The sequence below is a fragment of the Chimaeribacter californicus genome (assembly GCF_002858675.1).
GTDB lineage: Bacteria > Pseudomonadota > Gammaproteobacteria > Enterobacterales > Enterobacteriaceae > Chimaeribacter > Chimaeribacter californicus.
In genome coordinates this window covers 269,071-287,819 of record NZ_PJZF01000001.1, presented here as the reverse complement: position 1 = coordinate 287,819, position 18,749 = coordinate 269,071, and the positions used below count along the sequence as shown (strand labels likewise).

Here is an 18,749-nt window from a genome sequence, read left to right as displayed (position 1 = left end):
ATACGTCATGCTGCACCGGTTACGCGGGCGTCCCGTCACAACACATTAATAACAAAAATAATGATAGACCCTAACAGAGGGTGAACTCAATGCAGGTGAGATGCTGAATACCGGGGTAGATGGTCTGGATGACCTGCTGTAATTCGGGGAGGGTCATGTTCTCCTGCCGGGCATGGGAAACATCAAGCGCGGAGAAGGCAACAGGCGTGACAGCAAGCACACGCAGGCGGCAGAAGAATACTCCATCCTCCAGGCGCGAAACGTGCAAAATATCACCCGGCGCAACGTCAGCGTCGCTGCCGCTACGCAGGGTGATGGTTTTACGGCCTGCCAGAATGTCCGCCTCAAAACGGCGGTAAAAGGTGAAGGGTTTCACGGCATCACTCCCTGATGACGCAGGCTCAGGCGGCCTGCTCGTCGCTGTCGGCGGCCTTGCCGCGGCTTTTAGGTTTCAGGCGCGCCGGTTCTGCGGCGTCGTTGTCCGGTGCGGATGCCAGCACGCTTTCCAGCGAACCACCCCGCAGGATCTGCGTCAGCGGATCTTTATGTTCCGCCAGGAAGAAGCTCAGGCGCTCGCGTTCACTCTCTTCCATCTCCAGTGCAGACTGGGCCAGCCATTCAGACAGGGTATCGGCCAGATCCAGCATCTTGTCGTAAGCGTCAGCTTCTTTCTTGGTCGCAAACGTCATCTTTTCCTCGCCTTGTCGCACCACGACATATTTTACTTCTACCGTCATGAGTGATAATCCTCTTATGGCACACTACTGTATGAATATACAGTTTAAGTAAATCGGGGCGCGGAGGCAAGCTCTTTTACACAATCCGGAACCTGCCTCGCAAAAGAAAAACTACTTCAATAATCGGGCTTTACAGCTTTTGCCTTTGATTTTACCTTGCTGCAACTGAGACAACGCCCGGCGGGCGCTGGCACGGCGGATGGCGACATAGGCATGGACCGGGAACATGTCAATTTTGCCCACCTCGGCCGCCGTCAGCCCGGCGTCACCGGTCAGCGCGCCCAGAATGTCACCGGGGCGGATTTTTGCCTTGCGGCCGCCGTCAATGCAGAGGGTCGCCATCTCCGGCTCAAGCGCCACCGGTGGGGTGGCGAGCAGTTTTTCAGCCGGTTGCCAGGTGGTACGGATAGCGAGGTAATCCTCCAGCGCGTGCACGCGCACCATCTCCTGCGGGGTACAGAAGCTCACGGCCAGGCCGCTCATACCGGCACGGCCGGTACGGCCGATGCGGTGAACATGCACTTCCGGGTCAAAGGAGAGCTCATAGTTGACCACCAGTTCCAGATCCTTGATGTCCAGCCCGCGTGCGGCGACATCCGTCGCCACCAGCACCCGGCAGCTGCGGTTGGCGAAGCGCACCAGGACCTGATCGCGGTCACGCTGCTCCAGATCGCCATGCAGCGCCAGCGCACTGATGTTCTCATCGGCCAGCGCCTCATAGACTTCCTGGCAATCGCGTTTGGTGTTGCAGAACACCACACAGGAAGCGGGCTGGTAATGGCGCAGGGTGCCGGTCAGCAGGCGCAGCCGTTTTTCGCGGGTGGTTTCAACAAAGATCTGCTCAATGGTGGTCTGCTCCGCTTCTGCGGCGATCTCGACATCCAGCGGAGTCTGCTGGACGCGGGCGCTGATGCGGGCGATGCCTTCCGGGTAAGTTGCGGAGAAGAGCAGCGTCTGGCGTTGTGGCGGGGTATAACGGATCACCTCGTCAATGTCGTCGCTGAAGCCCATATCCAGCATACGGTCGGCTTCATCCAGCACCAGGATGCGCAGCGCGTCCAGTGACAGCGTCTGTTTGCGCAGGTGTTCCTGGATGCGCCCCGGTGTGCCGACCACGATATGCGGCGGGTGCACCAGTGAGTCGAGCTGCGGGCCGATAGGCTGGCCGCCGCACAAGGTCAGGATTTTAATGTTCTGGGTAAAGCGCGCCAGCCGGCGCAGCTCTTTACTGACCTGATCTGCCAGCTCACGCGTCGGGCATAACACCAGCGCCTGCGTGACATACTGCCCGGGCACAATTTTGTCCAGCAGGCCAATGCCGAATGCGGCAGTTTTGCCGCTGCCGGTCTGGGCTTTGGCGCGCACGTCGCGGCCGCTGAGAATGGCCGGCAGTGACGCCGCCTGTACCGGGGTCATGGTGGCGTAGCCCAGTTCCGCCAGATTGGCGAGTTGCTCCGCCGGCAGCGGCAGGGAAGAAAATGAAAGTGTGCTCAAGACAGTAACTCTTATGATGATCAGAAAAGGAGGCGGGAGTGTGCTGCTATACAGTCAGTTCCAGCAAACGCCCATCATAACAGAGCCGGCGCCCTGCGTGTTAATAGTGGCTTAACCGGGTGAAAAAAGCCGCAACCAGGTGCTTTTTTATGCCGGGGCCGCCTTTTCTGTGACCCGTGAGATGGCGCGGCCCGCGTAATGCCATCACCGGGTTTTACCATTACCTTGTGCTGCCGCCACCGGACTTACCATTACCGGATACTGCCCTGTTCGCTTTATCGTGGGCTCGCCCACTTTAATGGGTGTCGCCTGCGTTGATGGGTACCGCCCGCGTTGCCGGGCGGTAAAGTGGCCACTCTCTGCCGGGTAATAACCGGCACGGCAGTGACCACGCAAACGTTTTCGTTTATACTGCGCGCGATTTTCTTCTGTCTCGTCAGTTAACCCTGTAAATGAAGGTGAGTTATGTTGATCCTTGGAACTGCCCTGCGCCCTTCCGCCACCCGTGTCATGCTGCTGGGTTCCGGTGAACTCGGTAAAGAAGTGGCCATCGAATGCCAGCGCCTCGGCCTGGAGGTGATTGCCGTTGATCGCTATGCCGATGCCCCGGCGATGCACGTTGCCCATCGCAGCCATGTGATTAACATGCTGGACGGCGACGCCCTGCGGGCAGTGATTGAACATGAACGCCCCGATTTTATTGTGCCGGAAATTGAGGCCATCGCCACCAGCATGTTGGTTGAGCTTGAGCAGCAGGGCCATAATGTGGTGCCGTGTGCCGAGGCGACCCGCCTCACCATGAACCGCGAAGGCATCCGCCGCCTGGCCGCAGAGACCCTGGGGCTGCCGACCTCCACTTACCAGTTTGCCGACAGCGAAAGCGCCTTCCGTCAGGCCGTGAAAGAGATCGGCCTGCCCTGCATCATCAAACCGGTGATGAGCTCCTCCGGCAAGGGCCAGAGCCTGATCCGCCATGAGGACGAGCTCCAGGCAGCGTGGGAATATGCCCAGCAGGGCGGCCGCGCCGGCGGTGGCCGGGTGATTGTGGAAGGGCTGGTGCGCTTCGATTTTGAGATTACGCTGCTGACCATCAGCGCGGTGGACGGCATCCATTTCTGTGACCCGATTGGTCACCGTCAGGAAGAGGGGGATTACCGGGAATCCTGGCAGCCGCAGCAGATGAGCGCCCTGGCGCTGCAGCGTGCGCAGGTGATTGCGGAAAAGGTGGTGACGGCGCTGGGCGGCCACGGCCTGTTTGGTGTGGAGCTGTTCGTCTGCGGGGATGAGGTGATCTTCAGCGAAGTGTCGCCGCGCCCGCACGATACCGGCATGGTGACGCTGATTTCGCAGGATTTGTCAGAGTTCGCGCTGCATGTGCGCGCCTTCCTCGGCCTGCCGGTGGGCGAAATCCGCCAGTTCGGGCCGTCGGCGTCGGCAGTGATCCTGCCGTCACTGACCAGCCGTGATGTGCGCTTCAGCGGTGTCAGCCAGGCATTGACCGGCCACAATCAGGTGCGCCTGTTCGGCAAGCCGGAGATCGCCGGTACGCGCCGCCTGGGTGTGGCGCTGGCCACGGGTGACACCGTGGAACAGGCCGTCGTACGGGCGGTAGAAGCGGCAGCGGCGGTCAACGTCAGCGGCTGACCGCCCGCTGAGGCAAAAAAAACGGGCGCTTCAGCGCCCGTTTCCCAGCATGCCCACCGGTCAATAACCGTGGTCATCCTCTTCATCTTCGTCGTGGTGTTCAGCGTCCTGTTGGTCCGCGTCATCGTCTTCATCATCAAAGCGTACCGCGACCTGCCCACCCTGATGGGTCTCCCGGATCTCCTGCGCCACCATGGCGATGGCCTGGCCGCTGCTCATCCCCTCTTCCATCAGCTGATGGATGCGTTCCGCAGCCTGTTGCTGCTCCTGATGTGAAAGTGCCGGCATACCCGCTTGCATGGTTCGTCTCCTCTGTTGACCGGCACAGTATACGCGCCGGCGGCCCAATGACCTACTCCCCTTGCCGCAATGCCCCCTCACCGCATGCGCCCTTGCCGCCAACCCCCTTGCCGTACCGTCTCCCCGCCGCGCGGGCACGCGGCCGCCCCTTTTTCACCCACCGCGGTTCTGTGGTAGGCTGGGCGACTGTTTTTGACTGCCCGGCCAGCCCGACACCATGTACGCAACCCATACCCTGACTTACACACCCGATGCGCTGCTGACGCGCTTTGCCCCGCTCTCCGGCTCTCCCTGGGCGATGCTGCTGCATTCCGGCCAGGCAGATCATCTGCATAACCGGTTCGATATTCTGGTGGCTGACCCGCGCATCACGCTGGTGACCCACGGTGAAGAGACAACCATTACCGGTGACGAGAGTGAACATCTGCGCACAGAAGACCCTTTCCAGCTGGTGGCCGAGGCGATGGCCTCGCTGGCGCTGACGGCAGCGCCGGATGCGGATCTGCCGTTCCTGGGCGGCGCGCTGGGGCTGTTCGGCTACGATCTCGGCCGCCGGGTGGAGGTGCTGCCTGCTTTGGCCGCGCGGGATATCGCCGCACCGGACATGGCGGTGGGCATCTATGACTGGGCATTGATTGCTGACCACCACCGGCAGCGGCTGACGCTGGTCTGCCATGGAGACCTGTCGGCCCGGCTGGCCTGGCTGGAAAAGCTGCTGGCCCGCCCTGCCCCGGCCGATGATTTCCGGCTGACCGGGGAGTGGCAGGCGAACCTGACCCGTGAGGGGTACGGTGCGCGTTTCCGGCAGGTACAGGCCTGGCTGCGCAGCGGCGATTGCTACCAGATTAACCTGACGCAGCGTTTTACCGCGCCCTATCAGGGCAGCGAGTGGGAAGCCTTTACCCGCCTCAATGCCAGCAACCGCGCCCCGTTCTCCGCGTTTTTGCGGCTGCCCGATCAGGCGGTGCTGAGCGTGTCGCCGGAGCGTTTCCTGTGGCTGGCGGAAAACCAGATCCAGACCCGGCCAATCAAAGGCACGCTGCCGCGGCTTTCCGATCCGGTTGCGGATGCAGCACAGGCGGCGCGGCTGGCGGCCTCGGAGAAAGACCGGGCAGAGAACCTGATGATTGTCGATCTGCTGCGCAATGACATCGGCCGGGTGGCGGAGCCGGGCAGCGTACGGGTGCCGGAGCTGTTTGTGGTGGAGCCGTTCCCGGCGGTGCACCATCTGGTAAGTACCATCACCGCCCGGCTGCCCACAAATCGCCACGCCGTTGACTTGCTGCGTGCCTGCTTCCCCGGCGGCTCCATCACCGGCGCGCCCAAAGTGCGGGCGATGCAGATTATTGAGGAGCTGGAACCGCAGCGGCGTAACGCCTATTGCGGCAGCATCGGCTACCTCAGCCTGTGCGGCACCATGGACACCAACATCACCATCCGCACCCTGCTGGCTGAGGCGGGCCGCCTCCATTGCTGGGCGGGCGGCGGCATCGTGGCCGACAGCGATGAGCAGGCGGAATATCAGGAGACGTTTGACAAGGTGGCGCGCATTCTGCCGCAATTGCGCCCGGTTGCCGAACCGCAGGAGACCACGGCCGGATGAGTGATTATACGCTGGACGAGTTTATTACCCGCTTTATGCTGCAACAGCCTGCCCCGCCCCGGCCGCTGCGCAATGTGCGGCAGGCGGCGGTGCTGCTGCCGGTGGTCTGCCGCCCGGAGCCGACGCTGCTGCTGACCCGGCGCGCCGACACCCTGCGCAAACACGCCGGACAGGTGGCGTTTCCCGGCGGCTCAGCTGACCCGGATGATGCGTCCCTGATTGCCACTGCGCTGCGCGAGGCGCATGAGGAGGTCGGCATCCCGCCTGCGTCGGTACGGGTACTGGGCATGCTGGGGCCGGTGGAGAGTTCCACCGGGTTTCAGGTCACGCCGGTAGTGGGGCTTATCCCGCCGGACACCCTGCTGGTGCCCAATACCGATGAGGTGGCGGACATCTTTGAGATGCCGTTGCAGGAGGCATTGCGGCTGTCACGCTATACCCCGCTGGAGATTGAGCGCCGCGGCATCCGCCACCGCATCTACCTGAGCTGGTATCAGCATCAGTTTGTCTGGGGCATGACGGCCGGCATTATCCGCGAGCTGTCACAGCATGTGGCCCGCCCTGAGGAGAGCGCCAGCATGAATCCCTCCCTGGTTGCCGGTTAACCGCCATAACGTCCTTTGGATCCGCCTTTTTTATGCGCACTTTTACTGAGCCGCTGTCAGGAAGGCGATCTTTATCACCTTATTTATGGTAATCTTCTGTATATTAGCCACCTGCCATGATTTGCTACTGGAAAAGCCCCTGTTTTTTGTATGAGAAACTGGTAACCGCCGCCGTCACGCTGTTTTATGGCAGAATTTTTTCTGCGGACGCCCGCCGTTGCTATTAGGTAATCTCATGCGAAAAGGTGCTTGCAGGCCGGGCAATCTCACTACACTAAACAAGCAACCCTCTGGTTATTTTTACACCAGTCGCCCCGTTTCCCCTGAAGGAGTTTCAGCGTGATCAGCGTTTTCGACATGTTTAAGATCGGCATTGGCCCGTCGAGTTCCCACACCGTGGGGCCGATGAAAGCGGGCAAACAGTTTGTTGACGATCTCGTCAGCCGCGATCTTCTGCCTGCCGTGACCCGTATTGCCGTGGACGTTTACGGCTCCCTCTCCCTGACCGGGAAAGGCCACCATACGGACATCGCCATTATTCTTGGCCTGGCCGGCAACCTGCCGGACAGCGTGGATATCGACGGCATCCCGGCCTTTATCCGCGATGTGGAGACGCGCCAGCGTCTGCTGCTGGCCAATGGCCGCCATGAGGTGGATTTCCCGCGTGGCACCGGCATGGTGTTCCGTCAGGACAACCTGCCGCTGCATGAAAACGGGATGCAGATCCACGCCTTCGCCGGGGATGCACTGCTCCACAGCAAAACCTACTACTCGATCGGCGGCGGGTTTATCGTTGACGCAGAACATTTTGGTCAGGCAGAACAGCAGGCGGTCGCCGTGCCCTACCCGTTCAGCCATGCCAGCGATCTGCTGGCCCATTGTCGCCAGACCGGGATGTCGCTCTCCGGCCTGGTGATGCAAAATGAGCTGGCGCTGCACGACAAAGAGGCGATCGAGCACTACTTCAGCCAGATCTGGCAGACCATGCGCGCCTGTATCGACCGCGGCCTGAATACCGAAGGGGTGCTGCCCGGCCCGCTGCGGGTGCCGCGCCGGGCGTCGGCGCTGCGCCGGATGCTGGTCTCTTCAGATAAGCTCTCCAGTGACCCGATGAACGTGATTGACTGGGTAAACATGTTTGCGCTGGCGGTCAATGAAGAGAACGCCGCCGGTGGCCGGGTGGTCACGGCCCCCACCAACGGTGCCTGCGGCATCGTGCCCGCCGTGCTGGCCTATTACGATCACTTTATTGAGCCGGTGACGCCGGAGATTTACATCCGCTACTTCATGGCCTCCGGCGTGATTGGCGCGCTGTATAAGATGAATGCCTCGATTTCCGGTGCGGAAGTCGGTTGCCAGGGCGAGGTGGGCGTGGCTTGTTCCATGGCCGCCGCCGGGCTGGCGGAATTGCTGGGCGGCAGCCCGGAGCAGGTGTGCGTCGCGGCAGAGATCGGCATGGAGCATAATCTGGGGCTGACCTGCGATCCGGTCGGTGGCCAGGTGCAGGTGCCGTGCATCGAGCGTAATGCCATCGCCTCGGTCAAAGCGATCAATGCCGCCCGGATGGCACTGCGCCGTACCAGTGCGCCGCGCGTCTCGCTGGATAAGGTGATTGAAACCATGTACGAGACCGGCAAAGACATGAATGCCAAATACCGTGAAACTTCCCGCGGCGGTCTGGCCATCAAAGTGCAGTGCGACTAATGTTTCAACCGGGCAGCCTCTGCGGCTGCCCGGGCGTATTTTCCCTCCCTTCCCGTTTTACCTGATTCTTTCTGCCATTTTCTGGCTGGTCTGTGAAATTTGTATCACTATTATTCATGCTTCATGCAGGCAGCCTAAAAAATAATAGCCGTATTACCCAGCCTGTTCTTTGCGCCCGGCCTGACGGCCGCCGCCTTTTTTCTGCCCTCGGTGTGAGGTCAGGTGTCATCAGGGAGTGGCCACCGATCCTGTCCACGCGCGGCACCCCTGTGCCCCGGTTCCGGATTGCCTGCCGTTTTTCATCAAGGAACCCTATGCTGACACCCGATCATGCCAGTGCAAAATACCGTCTTTACCGTTGGGGGCTTTCCGCCGGTATCGGCCTGTTGACGTTGCTGATTATCCTCGGCCTGCGTTTTTACGAGGAGAGCCGCCGCATCGCCACCGTCCAGCAAACGCTGGTTGCCCATACCTCGCAACAGCTGGACATGCTGATCTGGCCGGTGGATCGCACACCGCTCGGCTACGATGCGTTTTACGGTATGCAGTGCCCGCAAATCCAGCTAAGGCTGTTACGGCAGGCAGCCGATCTTCAGACCCTGCGATCCATTGTGCTGGTGCGTGACGGGGTGCTGATCTGCTCCAGCCTGGTGGGTGCACTGAACCTGCCTTTCGACAGTGTGCTCCCGGCATTGCCCGCCCATCAAAAGCAGCTGGCGCTGCGTAGCTCTTCCGGCCTTAACCGTGGCGAGCCGCTGATGCTGATGTGGAAACCCTTCGGCCCGAACGATGACAGCGGCCAGATCTATACCTTTAATATCCGCCTGCTGGCGCGCTTCCTGCTGGAGCCGCAACCGCCCTACGCTGACCGGCTGGTGCTGAATGTCTCCGGCAACAGCCTCGAGTACCATAAAAACAGCCTGACCCCGCAGGTGAACCTGGGCGGCCTGCCGCAATATACCCACCGTTCCCCGCATTACCCGTTCTCGATCTCGCTGTATGCCCGCTCCGCCTACCATCTGGCCTTTGCCCAGCTCTACCACCATTTGCCGCTGGCGCTGCTGATAAGCCTGCTGGTGATGGCGGCGGTCTATCTGGCGGCCGGTACCCGCATGAGCCTGGCCTACCCGCTGAACCATGCGCTGGCCCGTGGGGAGTTCGCCATTTATTGCCAGCCGATTATCCATTGCCAGAGCGCGCGCTGCATCGGCATTGAAACCCTGTTGCGCTGGAACAGCCCACGCTATGGGCCGGTACCGCCGGACGTCTTTATCCCGCTGGCCGAGCAACATGCACTGATTGTGCCGCTGACCCGCTACCTGATGGCACAGATGGCCGATAACTTTGCCCTGTTCCCGCAGGACCCGGCGTTTTACATCAGTGTTAATGTTGATTCGCGCCACTTCCACCAGCAGCAGATTTTGCAGGATGTGCAGCAGATCTGGCTGGCGAAGCAGCCGTCGGTGACGCTGATGATTGAGCTGACCGAACGCAGCCGGCTGAGTGACCTTGACAGCCAACAGATCCACCAGCTGAAAGCGCTGGGCGTGCTGCTGGCAATTGATGATTTCGGTACCGGGCACAATTCGCTGAGTTACCTGAAGGCGCTGAATCCGGACGTGCTGAAGATCGACCAATCCTTTACCGCCGCCATCGGCACGGATGCGGTCAATGCCACGGTCACGGATATGATTATTACGCTGGCGCAACGCCTGAAGCTGAAGCTGGTGGTCGAAGGGGTCGAGACGCCGGAACAAATCGCCTATTTACGTGAACGGCAGGTGGACGCGGTGCAGGGGTATTACTACGCCCGCCCGCTGCCGGTGGAGGATTTCCCCGCCTGGCTGGCACAGTTTCATGGCGCGCCGCCAGACGGGGATCAAAACACGCAGCGGGAAAGCGGGAACTGAGGCTCTCCTGCCCCGGCCGGGTGCCGGGGCAGAAGGAATGCAGTGAGCCGTTACGCCTGTGCCGGTTCGTTCTCAGGCAGGGCTTCAACGTAGACCAGATCGATGCGGTAATCTGACACCGCCCGGATTTCGAAACGGAAGCGGTGCAGTTCCAGCACCTCCCCGGCCTGCGGCATCTGCCCGATGTGGGACAACAGCAAACCGGCGAGCGAGGCGTAATCCTCCGACGGGCTGACCAGCTCTGAGCAATCCAGCGCCTGTTCCAGCGAGTGGACATCCGCCCCGCCTTTGACCAGCCAGCCGCGCCCTTCCGGCACGATGTCGGGGGTTTCGTCCTCATCCGGGAATTCCCCGGCGATCGCTTCCAGCACATCCAGCGGCGTTACCAGCCCCTGGATCACCCCGAACTCGTTGCTCACCACCACCAGCCGCCCTTTGGCGCGGCGCAAGACCGCCAGCAGGTTGATGACGTCCATGGTCTCCGGCACGATGATCGGCGGCGTGCGGGCGGCAAAGGCCACGATGTCCTCCCCCTGCTCCAGCGCCACCAGCAGATCCTTGGCCCTGACCACACCAATCATCTCATCCAGTGAGCCGCGGCAGATCGGAAACAGGCTGTGCGGCGTGTCCAGCAACTGGAGGCGGATCGCTTCCGGCTGGCGATCACAATCTACCCATGAGATGTCGGTGCGCGGGGTCATGATACTGCGCAGTGAGCGCGAGGCGAGCGTCAGCACACCACTTATCATGTAGCGCTCCTCTTCGGCAAACGCCCCGGCCGGTACCTCACTCTGCGGCTGTTGCGGGTCGGCGTCCTGGCGGCGGCCGCCCATCAGGCGCAGGATCGCCTCGGCGGTGCGTTCACGGCGCGGGCGGCGTGCCTCATGCTTGATGAAGTTACGGCGCGCCACCTGGTTAAACAGCTCAATGAGAATCGAGAAGCCAATCGCTGCGTAGAGGTAACCTTTGGGAATATGGAAGCCAAACCCTTCCGCCACCAGACTCAGGCCAATCATCAGCAGGAAGCTGAGGCAGAGCACCACCACCGTGGGGTGGGCGTTGACAAAGCGCGTCAGGGCTTTTGACGCCAGCAGCATCACCCCCATCGCGATCACCACCGCCGTCATCATGATCGCCAGATTGTCCACCATCCCGACAGCGGTGATCACCGCGTCCAGCGAGAAGACCGCATCCAGCACCACAATCTGGAACACCACCAGCCAGAAGCCGGCATAGCCGCGATTATTCCCTGCGCTGTTGTCATGCCCTTCCAGCCGCTCATGCAGCTCCGTGGTGGCTTTAAACAGCAGGAACAGCCCGCCCAGCAGCAGAATCAGATCGCGTCCGGAGAAGCTCAGGCTGCCCACCGAGAAGAGCGGCGCCGTGAGCCGTACCAGCCAGGAGATCAGCGACAGCAGACCCAGGCGCATCACCAGCGCCAGCGACAGGCCGATAAGCCGCGCCTTATCACGCTGGTGCGGCGGCAGCTTGTCCGCCAGGATGGCGATAAACACCAGGTTGTCGATACCCAGGACAATTTCCAATACCACCAGCGTCAACAATCCGGCCCAGATTGAGGGATCCATCAAAAATTCCATGTCAGGCTCCAGAATAAGCACAGGTGAGATGGGCAATAGCCGGATGCCGGGCAGCCGCGCGCAGCCGCAGGGCGGCGGATCGGTCATTAACGGGGGCAATACGGGGTAACAACATCAAGCGGGAGATCGCATGTGTGCCGCAGCGGGACAGGGAATAACGATCGTTAAAGGTAAAGCGACTTCGGTGACGGTCCATAAAGTGGGGTTGGCCCCTACACTCCTCATTAAAATAAGAACCGGCACTGTAACAGGATTTTTCAAAGGCGACTACCATCTGATCTTACCGTTTGAATTGTTTTGTAACATCGGAGAGGGTTTAGTGACCACCTTTTCCTCTCTGTATTAGGCATCACGAAATAACAGAGCAACATCACATAAATTATTTTTTCACTGACTAAAATAAATAGGTCTTTTGCAGCACATATTACAGCCTTATGAATTTGTTCATTTATTTCTGAAAACCGGGTTTTCCGGGCGGATTCAGTGCATCTTTTTACACGACGCAGTGCCACGGCGCCCACAGCGCCCGCAGGCATTGTGCAGGGATCAACAGGAGGTAGCGGGTGAGCATTGCGATTGTCATTGGCACACATGGGTGGGCGGCGGAACAGCTGCTGAAAACGGCGGAGATGATATTGGGCACACAAGAGAATGTGACCTTTATCGATTTCGTTCCCGGTGAAAACGCAGAAACATTAATAGAAAAATACCGCGAGAAAATAAAGGATCTTGAAACGGCGGACGGTCTGCTATTTCTGGTCGACACCTGGGGCGGCAGCCCGTTTAATGCGGCAAGCCGTATCGCCCATGATGAGGAGAATTACGAGGTGGTCACCGGCGTCAATATCCCGATGCTGGCCGAAACGTTTATGGCCCGGGATGATAACCCCTCCCTGGCTGACCTCACCGCCCTGGCGATAGAGAGCGGGCGCGCCGGGGTGAGATCCCTCAAGGCGCCGGAGCCGGAAGCAGAGCCTGTACCGGCCCCACCGCCCACCCCGGCGGCTGCCGCACCGTCCACCCCTTCTGCGCCGGCTACCCCCTCCGGGCCGGACGACCATATGAAAATTGGCCTGGCGCGCATAGACGATCGTCTGATCCATGGCCAGGTCGCGACCCGCTGGACCAAGGAGACCAAAGTCTCGCGCATTATTGTGATCAGTGATGAAGTCGCCGCTGACCATGTGCGTAAAACCCTGCTGACTCAGGTTGCCCCGCCGGGGGTGACGGCCCATGTGGTGGATGTCGCCAAGGCGGTGCGGGTCTGGAATAACCCCAAATATGCCCATGACCGCGTGATGCTGCTGTTTACCAACCCGACGGATGTGCTGCGGGTGGTGCAGGAAGGCGTCAACATCACCTCGGTGAACATCGGGGGCATGGCGTTTAAGCAGGGGAAAACCCAGGTGAATAACGCGGTCTCTGTGAATGAGAAAGACATCGCCGCGTTCAGGGAACTGGATGCCCGGGGCATTGAACTGGAAGTCAGGAAAGTCTCCAGTGACAGTCGCCTGAAGATGATGGATCTGATCAACAAACTTAACGCCTGACCCGCGCCTGCGCGGCCCTTTACTTAATCAGGCCGGGTGCCTGGAGGAGAAAAGTGCAATGGAGATTTCAACGCTTCAGATTGTGCTGATATTTATTGTCGCCTGTATTGCCGGGGTAGAGTCTGTCCTGGATGAGTTTCAGTTTCACCGGCCATTGGTGGCCTGTACGTTAATCGGCATGGTGCTTGGGGACATCGAAACCGGCATTAAAATTGGCGGGACGCTGGAGATGATTGCCCTGGGCTGGATGAACATCGGCGCAGCGGTGGCACCGGATGCGGCGCTGGCCTCGATCATCTCCACCATCCTGGTGATCGCCGGCGGGCAGTCGATTGGAGCCGGGATCGCCCTGGCGATCCCGCTGGCCGCCGCCGGGCAGGTGCTGACGATTATTGTGCGTACCCTGACCGTGGCATTCCAGCATGCAGCGGACAAAGCCGCCGAACGCGGCAGCCTGTCCGGTATTACCTGGCTGCACATCTCCGCGTTGATTCTGCAGGCGATGCGCATTGCGGTACCTGCTGCGATTGTGGCGGTGTCTGTCGGGACCAGCGTAGTGCAAGAACTGCTTAACTCGATCCCGGCGGTCGTGACCAACGGCCTGAACATCGCCGGCGGCATGATTGTGGTGGTAGGTTACGCGATGGTCATCAACATGATGCGAGCCGGGTATTTGATGCCGTTCTTCTATCTCGGGTTTGTGACCGCCGCGTTCACCGATTTTAACCTGGTGGCCCTGGGCGTCATCGGCGTGGTGATGGCGGTGCTCTATATCCAGCTCAGCCCGAAATATAACCGGGCGGCGGGCGGTGGAGCCACGGCAACACCGGCAAATAACGATTTAGATAATGAACTCGATTAAGCACAGGGGCACGCAGATGAGTGATAACCATAACGAAAACCAGGCCGTCACCGGCCAGAAAAAACTGACCTCCAACGATGTGCGCGGTGTCTTCTTACGCTCCAACCTGTTCCAGGGGTCGTGGAACTTTGAACGTATGCAGGCGCTCGGGTTCTGCTTCTCCATGGTGCCGGTGATCCGCCGCCTCTACCCGGAGAACAATGATGAGCGTAAACAGGCGATCAAGCGCCATCTGGAGTTCTTCAATACCCACCCTTACGTGGCCGCGCCGGTACTGGGCGTGACCATGGCGATGGAGGAGCAGCGGGCGAACGGCGCCGCCATCGACGACGGCGCGATCAACGGCCTGAAAGTCGGGCTGATGGGGCCGCTGGCCGGGGTGGGCGACCCGATCTTCTGGGGCACGGTGCGGCCGGTATTTGCCGCACTCGGGGCAGGCATCGCGATGAACGGCAGCCTGCTCGGCCCGCTGCTGTTCTTTGTGTTGTTCAATCTGGTGCGGTTGATTAGCCGTTACTACGGCGTGGCCTATGGCTACCGCAAAGGCGCAGATATTGTCAGCGATATGGGCGGCGGCTTCCTGCAAAAACTGACGGAAGGGGCGTCCATTCTTGGCCTGTTTGTGATGGGGGCGCTGGTCAATAAGTGGACACACGTCAATATCCCGCTGGTGGTGTCACGGATCACAGACCAGACCGGCAACACCACGGTGACCACGGTGCAGACGATCCTTGACCAACTGATGCCGGGTCTGGTGCCGCTGCTGCTGACCTTTGGCTGTATGTGGCTGCTGCGGCGTAAGGTCAACGCGCTGTGGATCATCGTGGGCTTCTTTGTTATCGGTATTGTCGGCTACGCGATCGGCCTGCTGGGGCTGTAACCGCCCTGCCACACTCTGCCGGGGGCTTGCCCCCGGCTTTATTTTGTCTGCACCGTACCGGGAGGGTACATGACACTGACGGATGGGTTGTTGCTGGGCTGTATTGTGCTGGTGCTGGCGTATGCCGTTCATCTTGAGTGGCTGTTGCCGCAGCGCAAAGGCAAGACCTTGTTGCGGGTAAACTTATTGCGGAAAGGCCGGGCAGACAGCCTGATCTTTATCGCGTTGCTGGGGATAGTGATCTACCGGCATTATACCGGCCAGGGCGCGCCCCTGACGCTTTATTTACTGACCTTTCTGCTGATTGCCGTCTGCTATATTTCTTTTATCCGCCGTCCGGTATTACTGTTTAAACCTGAAGGGTTTTACTACGGCAATCTCTTCATCGGTTATACACGTATTCGTCATCTGCATTTAACTGAACAGGGCGTGCTGTTCATCCATCTGGAACAACGAAAACTGCCTATTCACGTACAATATATAGGCGATCTTGAAAAGATTAAAAACATTTTGTTTAAAAATCAACTAGATGTAAATTAACCTTTTTATAGCCTTGGCTATATTAAACTTATAGCCAAGGCTATATCTGGCTCTATTTTCAGCAAGCCTTAACAATAAAGTGACATTTCCCGATAAAAAGAAAGAGGGTTATTCCCCGCACAAGATGGTGGTTATTTCATCATATTGCGTACTGCCGTTATTCCCCTGCGCATTATATGTTGTCTGGCGCTAAAATATTATGTTAAGGTTGCGCCGTCATTGGGGAGTAGCCGGTTTCTGAACACGCTTGTCAGAAACGCCCGTATCAACATACTCGTTTCTTAAAGGAACGTGGTGCGGGCAACCAGGTCAGGTTGGCGAGACCATAGGCATGTAACTCTGCGTTGGCTGGGGGTGGGTTACGTGCATATGGAGAGACCCGGCCGAGGCTTTTTTTCAATGAACCTTTCCGCAACGCTTATTCTTGCCTTTGGCATGTCAATGGACGCTTTTGCCGCCTCCATCGGCAAGGGTGCTACCTTGCACCGTCCGCGTTTCCGCGAAGCTTTCCGTACCGGTTTAATCTTTGGTGCCATTGAGGCCATTACCCCGCTGATTGGCTGGGGGCTGGGTCTGATGGCCAGCCGCTATATCATGGCCTGGGATCACTGGGTCGCCTTTGCCCTGCTGTTTATTCTCGGCTCACGTATGATCATGGAAGGGCTGAAAACCCCGGCCATGGATGAACCCTGTAAAGATTGCCACAGCTTCTGGGTGCTGGCAGCCACCGCGGTCGCCACCAGCCTGGATGCGCTGGCCATCGGCGTCGGGCTCGCTTTTTTGCAGGTCAATATTATTCATACCGCCCTGGCGATTGGCATGACCACCATGCTGATGGCCACGCTGGGGATGCTGATTGGCCGTTTTATCGGGCCGATGCTCGGCAAACGTGCCGAAATTATTGGCGGGATTGTGCTTATCGGTATCGGCTGCAATATCCTGCTGCAACATCTTGGCCTGCTGGCCTGATCCCTGTCAGGCTACCGGCTGCCGCTGATGCAGCCGGATGACAAAATCGGTTTCACACGCCAGCCCCTCCCCCAACAGCCGCCGCGCCTCTTCACCGGCACGCCAGGCAAACGGCGTCATCTGTAAGAGTTGCAGCGCCGCCTCGCCCGTCAGCGTCATCGGGTAGGCCAGCGTCTGCTGGCAGAGACGGGTAAAACCGGGGAACTGCTCATCTTGTTCCGGATGCAACTGGGCATCCTCATACACTGCGGCCTTGAGTTGATAAAGGTGCCGTGGCCCCGGTGCTACCGTCAATACATACCCACCCGGTTTCACCGTGCGTGCCAGTTCCTGCGCATTGCAGGGGGCATAGATGCGGATGATCGCATCCAGGCAGGTATCCTCGAACGGCAGGCGGTGGCTGGAGGCCACACAGAAACTGGCCTGCCGGTAGCGTTTCGCGGCATAGCGCACAGCCACTTTCGCCACATCCAGCCCGTAGACGGTCAGCGCGCGTGTCTGCTTCAGTTGCGCTGCCAGCGCCGCCGTGTAATAGCCCTCACCACAGCCGATGTCCAGTACTGCCTGTGCAGACGCCGGCAACACCTCGTCCAATAAGGCGCAAACCCGCTGCTGCAACGGCTGGTAATACCCCGCATCGAGAAAATCGCGGCGTGCCTGCATCATCTCCGGGCTATCACCGGGTTGTTTTGAGCGTTTATGCTGCACCGGCAGCAGGTTGACATACCCCTCTTTGGCCCGGTCAAACTGGTGGTTTTGTTCGCAGCGCCATTGCTGAGCATGTTGCTGCAACGGCAGGTGACAGAGGGGACACTGGTAAGCCATGAGAAATTCCGTAAGCGCGGCGCGGGCCGCAGTCATTGAGGAGCGCCAGTCTAATCAACCCGGCTGGCCCGCGCAACCGTCAGGCTGGTCAAGCGCAGGCGACTCTGGCTACACTGGTGATTCTTATCCCTTTAGCCCGGAAGGCCCATGAAACATGATTCTCCCCTGCTCAGTGCGATCCCTGCCCTCGCCCATGGTTTTGGCCACAAGCGCGACCTGATGCCGGCTGCCCTTCAGCCCTATCGCGCCTCGTCACCTGAGAAAAAGCAGGTGCACGGCACCCGTATCGCTGAGGTCAGCCATGCGGCCCAACCCTGCGGCGAGGCCGATGGCTTTTTTACCCGCCAACCGGGCATATTGTTGACGGTGCTGACGGCGGATTGTCTGCCGGTGCTGTTCAGCCGCCGTGACGGCGCGGCGATTGGCGTCGTGCATGCCGGGTGGCGCGGGCTGGTGGACGGCATTATTGAGAGGATGGCTGAACGGATTGCACAGGAGGATACGCTGGCGGACTGGGTCGCGGCGGTTGGCCCGGCGGCCCATGCCTGTTGTTATCAGGTGAGTGATGAGCTGACAGAGACCTTTCTGCAACGCTTGCCGGAACTGCCGGCGTCACTGGTGATGCCGCGGCCACGCTATCTGGACTTGCCGGGGATTGCAGCCGCCAAATTACACGCTCTGGGGTTTGGGGCAGTGGACAACCTGGCACCCTGCACCATTTGCTGCCTCAGCCAGGATGCCGACGGGCCGCGCTATGCCTTTACCAGCTATCGCCGTAACAGCCACCGGCGGGCCGTGGACCCGGCGCATCCGGGCATCCGTGGCCGCAACCAGCATTCCGGGCTGGTGATCCTTCCCTGAATCGCGCCCATAAAAAAACCCGCACATGGCGGGTTTTTTTCACAGCTGACGCTGCTTAGATTGCAGTTACGTTAACTGCAGACGGGCCTTTCTGGCCGTCCTGGATTTCGAACTCAACGTTCTGGCCTTCAGCCAGGGTTTTGAAGCCGTTACCCTGGATTGCAGAGAAGTGTACGAACACGTCTTTGCTGCCGTCAGCTGGGGTGATGAAACCGAAACCTTTGGATTCGTTGAACCACTTAACTTGACCTTTGATCTTTGCCATCTTGAGTATTTCCTTTGGATTGTTTAAACCGCCCGGAGGCGTTACATAGACAAACTAGAGTCGTTACTGCTTGAGGCACTAAGATAAAAATCGGCAGAGAAGCGGTATTCAACGTGAACGTCTTTACTCAGAACTTCTTTACTGAAAATGCCACACATATACAGAACTGTACCTCGTTTTACCCAGATGCGTTATCACATACTCTGTAATTAATGGCAAGCCATTTTTAATCACTGATGGACATGTCGCACATATTTGAAACGGTTAAACGGGTCAGCCATCCCTTACTGCGAAAATAAGTTGATAGCCGTGCTATTTTCTGCTCTGTATTTTACGCCCTCCACAATGTGGGTGTATCCCCATACATTGCGGCCAAGCAATAACAACCGAACTTGATTATTG

Annotated in this window: 19 protein-coding genes and 1 riboswitch; of the genes, 11 read left to right on the top strand and 8 right to left on the bottom strand. The window is 59.3% G+C overall.

Annotated elements, in window-relative coordinates; genetic code table 11:
• Positions 1-70: 70 nt before the first annotated feature.
• The 3 genes from yqfB to dbpA form a co-directional block, all read right to left on the bottom strand.
• Complete coding sequence (yqfB, locus tag CYR55_RS01345; protein ID WP_101814364.1) at positions 71-376, bottom strand: N(4)-acetylcytidine aminohydrolase; 306 nt, start codon at positions 374-376, stop codon at positions 71-73.
• 25 nt (positions 377-401) lie between these two features.
• Entirely contained in the window at positions 402-737 is a 336-nt protein-coding gene (locus CYR55_RS01340; protein ID WP_101814363.1) for a YebG family protein, read from the bottom strand.
• Between the two features lie 111 nt (positions 738-848).
• Positions 849-2,231, bottom strand: coding sequence for an ATP-dependent RNA helicase DbpA (dbpA, locus tag CYR55_RS01335; RefSeq protein ID WP_101814362.1), 1,383 nt, complete (start codon positions 2,229-2,231; stop codon positions 849-851).
• 465 nt (positions 2,232-2,696) lie between these two features.
• Here dbpA and purT point away from each other — a divergent pair, with 465 nt between their 5' ends.
• Positions 2,697-3,875, top strand: coding sequence for a formate-dependent phosphoribosylglycinamide formyltransferase (gene purT / locus CYR55_RS01330; RefSeq protein WP_101814361.1), 1,179 nt, complete (start codon positions 2,697-2,699; stop codon positions 3,873-3,875).
• Between the two features lie 60 nt (positions 3,876-3,935).
• On the opposite strand, the gene CYR55_RS01325 is transcribed toward purT, so the two are convergent.
• A complete protein-coding gene (locus tag CYR55_RS01325; protein WP_101814360.1) occupies positions 3,936-4,175 on the bottom strand; it encodes a YoaH family protein in 240 nt (79 codons plus the stop codon).
• Between the two features lie 217 nt (positions 4,176-4,392).
• On the opposite strand from CYR55_RS01325, the gene pabB reads away from it, so the two are divergent.
• From pabB to CYR55_RS01305, 4 genes are all read left to right on the top strand, one after another.
• Positions 4,393-5,778 (top strand): aminodeoxychorismate synthase component 1, encoded by a 1,386-nt coding sequence (gene pabB / locus CYR55_RS01320; RefSeq protein WP_101814359.1) that lies wholly within the window; start codon positions 4,393-4,395, stop codon positions 5,776-5,778.
• Positions 5,775-6,383, top strand: a complete 609-nt coding sequence (locus tag CYR55_RS01315) for a CoA pyrophosphatase (protein WP_101814358.1) — start codon at positions 5,775-5,777, stop codon at positions 6,381-6,383. Before pabB ends, CYR55_RS01315 begins: the two co-directional genes overlap by 4 nt.
• Before the next feature lie 339 nt (positions 6,384-6,722).
• A complete protein-coding gene (gene sdaA / locus CYR55_RS01310) occupies positions 6,723-8,087 on the top strand; it encodes an L-serine ammonia-lyase (protein ID WP_101814357.1) in 1,365 nt (454 codons plus the stop codon).
• A gap of 314 nt (positions 8,088-8,401) precedes the next feature.
• The gene (locus CYR55_RS01305; protein ID WP_101814356.1) at positions 8,402-9,997 is read left to right on the top strand and encodes an EAL domain-containing protein; all 1,596 of its coding nucleotides are present in this window, start codon (positions 8,402-8,404) and stop codon (positions 9,995-9,997) included.
• A gap of 50 nt (positions 9,998-10,047) precedes the next feature.
• On the opposite strand, the gene CYR55_RS01300 is transcribed toward CYR55_RS01305, so the two are convergent.
• Complete coding sequence (locus tag CYR55_RS01300; RefSeq protein ID WP_101814355.1) at positions 10,048-11,595, bottom strand: TerC family protein; 1,548 nt, start codon at positions 11,593-11,595, stop codon at positions 10,048-10,050.
• A 563-nt stretch (positions 11,596-12,158) separates the two neighbouring features.
• Here CYR55_RS01300 and manX point away from each other — a divergent pair.
• The 5 genes from manX (at position 12,159) to mntP (ending at position 16,396) form a co-directional block, all read left to right on the top strand.
• A complete protein-coding gene (gene manX, locus CYR55_RS01295; RefSeq protein ID WP_101814354.1) occupies positions 12,159-13,145 on the top strand; it encodes a PTS mannose transporter subunit IIAB in 987 nt (328 codons plus the stop codon).
• 58 nt (positions 13,146-13,203) lie between these two features.
• Positions 13,204-14,007, top strand: coding sequence for a PTS mannose/fructose/sorbose transporter subunit IIC (locus CYR55_RS01290; RefSeq protein WP_101814353.1), 804 nt, complete (start codon positions 13,204-13,206; stop codon positions 14,005-14,007).
• Between the two features lie 16 nt (positions 14,008-14,023).
• Entirely contained in the window at positions 14,024-14,887 is an 864-nt protein-coding gene (locus CYR55_RS01285) for a PTS mannose transporter subunit IID (RefSeq protein ID WP_101814352.1), read from the top strand.
• A 69-nt stretch (positions 14,888-14,956) separates the two neighbouring features.
• A complete protein-coding gene (locus CYR55_RS01280; protein WP_101814351.1) occupies positions 14,957-15,427 on the top strand; it encodes a DUF986 family protein in 471 nt (156 codons plus the stop codon).
• Positions 15,428-15,636: 209 nt separating this feature from the next.
• A riboswitch (yybP-ykoY riboswitch) is annotated at positions 15,637-15,814 on the top strand.
• 12 nt (positions 15,815-15,826) lie between these two features.
• Positions 15,827-16,396: a manganese efflux pump MntP gene (gene mntP / locus CYR55_RS01275; RefSeq protein ID WP_101814350.1), complete on the top strand. Its 570-nt coding sequence runs from the start codon at positions 15,827-15,829 to the stop codon at positions 16,394-16,396.
• A 6-nt stretch (positions 16,397-16,402) separates the two neighbouring features.
• Here the strand turns inward: mntP and rlmA are convergent, their stop codons facing one another.
• Positions 16,403-17,221: a 23S rRNA (guanine(745)-N(1))-methyltransferase gene (rlmA, locus tag CYR55_RS01270; RefSeq protein WP_101814349.1), complete on the bottom strand. Its 819-nt coding sequence runs from the start codon at positions 17,219-17,221 to the stop codon at positions 16,403-16,405.
• Positions 17,222-17,368: 147 nt separating this feature from the next.
• Here rlmA and CYR55_RS01265 point away from each other — a divergent pair, with 147 nt between their 5' ends.
• Positions 17,369-18,082 carry a purine nucleoside phosphorylase YfiH/LACC1 family protein gene (locus tag CYR55_RS01265; protein ID WP_101814348.1) on the top strand — a complete coding sequence of 238 codons (714 nt, stop codon included), beginning with the start codon at positions 17,369-17,371 and terminating at the stop codon, positions 18,080-18,082.
• A 55-nt stretch (positions 18,083-18,137) separates the two neighbouring features.
• On the opposite strand, the gene cspE is transcribed toward CYR55_RS01265, so the two are convergent.
• Together cspE and CYR55_RS01255 are read right to left on the bottom strand one after the other, a co-directional pair.
• Positions 18,138-18,347: a transcription antiterminator/RNA stability regulator CspE gene (gene cspE, locus CYR55_RS01260; protein WP_002221949.1), complete on the bottom strand. Its 210-nt coding sequence runs from the start codon at positions 18,345-18,347 to the stop codon at positions 18,138-18,140.
• 41 nt (positions 18,348-18,388) lie between these two features.
• On the bottom strand, positions 18,389-18,505 hold the full coding sequence (locus tag CYR55_RS01255) for a DUF2627 domain-containing protein (protein WP_072925258.1): 117 nt from the start codon (positions 18,503-18,505) through the stop codon (positions 18,389-18,391).
• Positions 18,506-18,749: the final 244 nt, after the last annotated feature.

Excerpts from the sequence above, each read along its gene's own strand:
- CYR55_RS01255 (WP_072925258.1), bottom strand. The coding sequence starts at position 18,505 with ATGTGTGGCATTTTCAGTAAAGAAGTTCTGAGTAAAGACGTTCACGTT.
- cspE (WP_002221949.1), bottom strand. The coding sequence starts at position 18,347 with ATGGCAAAGATCAAAGGTCAAGTTAAGTGGTTCAACGAATCCAAAGGT.
- CYR55_RS01290 (WP_101814353.1), top strand. The coding sequence starts at position 13,204 with ATGGAGATTTCAACGCTTCAGATTGTGCTGATATTTATTGTCGCCTGT.
- CYR55_RS01265 (WP_101814348.1), top strand. The coding sequence starts at position 17,369 with ATGAAACATGATTCTCCCCTGCTCAGTGCGATCCCTGCCCTCGCCCAT.
- CYR55_RS01280 (WP_101814351.1), top strand. The coding sequence starts at position 14,957 with ATGACACTGACGGATGGGTTGTTGCTGGGCTGTATTGTGCTGGTGCTG.
- CYR55_RS01300 (WP_101814355.1), bottom strand. The coding sequence starts at position 11,595 with ATGGAATTTTTGATGGATCCCTCAATCTGGGCCGGATTGTTGACGCTG.
- rlmA (WP_101814349.1), bottom strand. The coding sequence starts at position 17,221 with ATGGCTTACCAGTGTCCCCTCTGTCACCTGCCGTTGCAGCAACATGCT.
- CYR55_RS01325 (WP_101814360.1), bottom strand. The coding sequence starts at position 4,175 with ATGCAAGCGGGTATGCCGGCACTTTCACATCAGGAGCAGCAACAGGCT.
- pabB (WP_101814359.1), top strand. The coding sequence starts at position 4,393 with ATGTACGCAACCCATACCCTGACTTACACACCCGATGCGCTGCTGACG.
- CYR55_RS01340 (WP_101814363.1), bottom strand. The coding sequence starts at position 737 with ATGACGGTAGAAGTAAAATATGTCGTGGTGCGACAAGGCGAGGAAAAG.
- CYR55_RS01315 (WP_101814358.1), top strand. The coding sequence starts at position 5,775 with ATGAGTGATTATACGCTGGACGAGTTTATTACCCGCTTTATGCTGCAA.
- CYR55_RS01305 (WP_101814356.1), top strand. The coding sequence starts at position 8,402 with ATGCTGACACCCGATCATGCCAGTGCAAAATACCGTCTTTACCGTTGG.
- purT (WP_101814361.1), top strand. The coding sequence starts at position 2,697 with ATGTTGATCCTTGGAACTGCCCTGCGCCCTTCCGCCACCCGTGTCATG.
- mntP (WP_101814350.1), top strand. The coding sequence starts at position 15,827 with ATGAACCTTTCCGCAACGCTTATTCTTGCCTTTGGCATGTCAATGGAC.
- CYR55_RS01285 (WP_101814352.1), top strand. The coding sequence starts at position 14,024 with ATGAGTGATAACCATAACGAAAACCAGGCCGTCACCGGCCAGAAAAAA.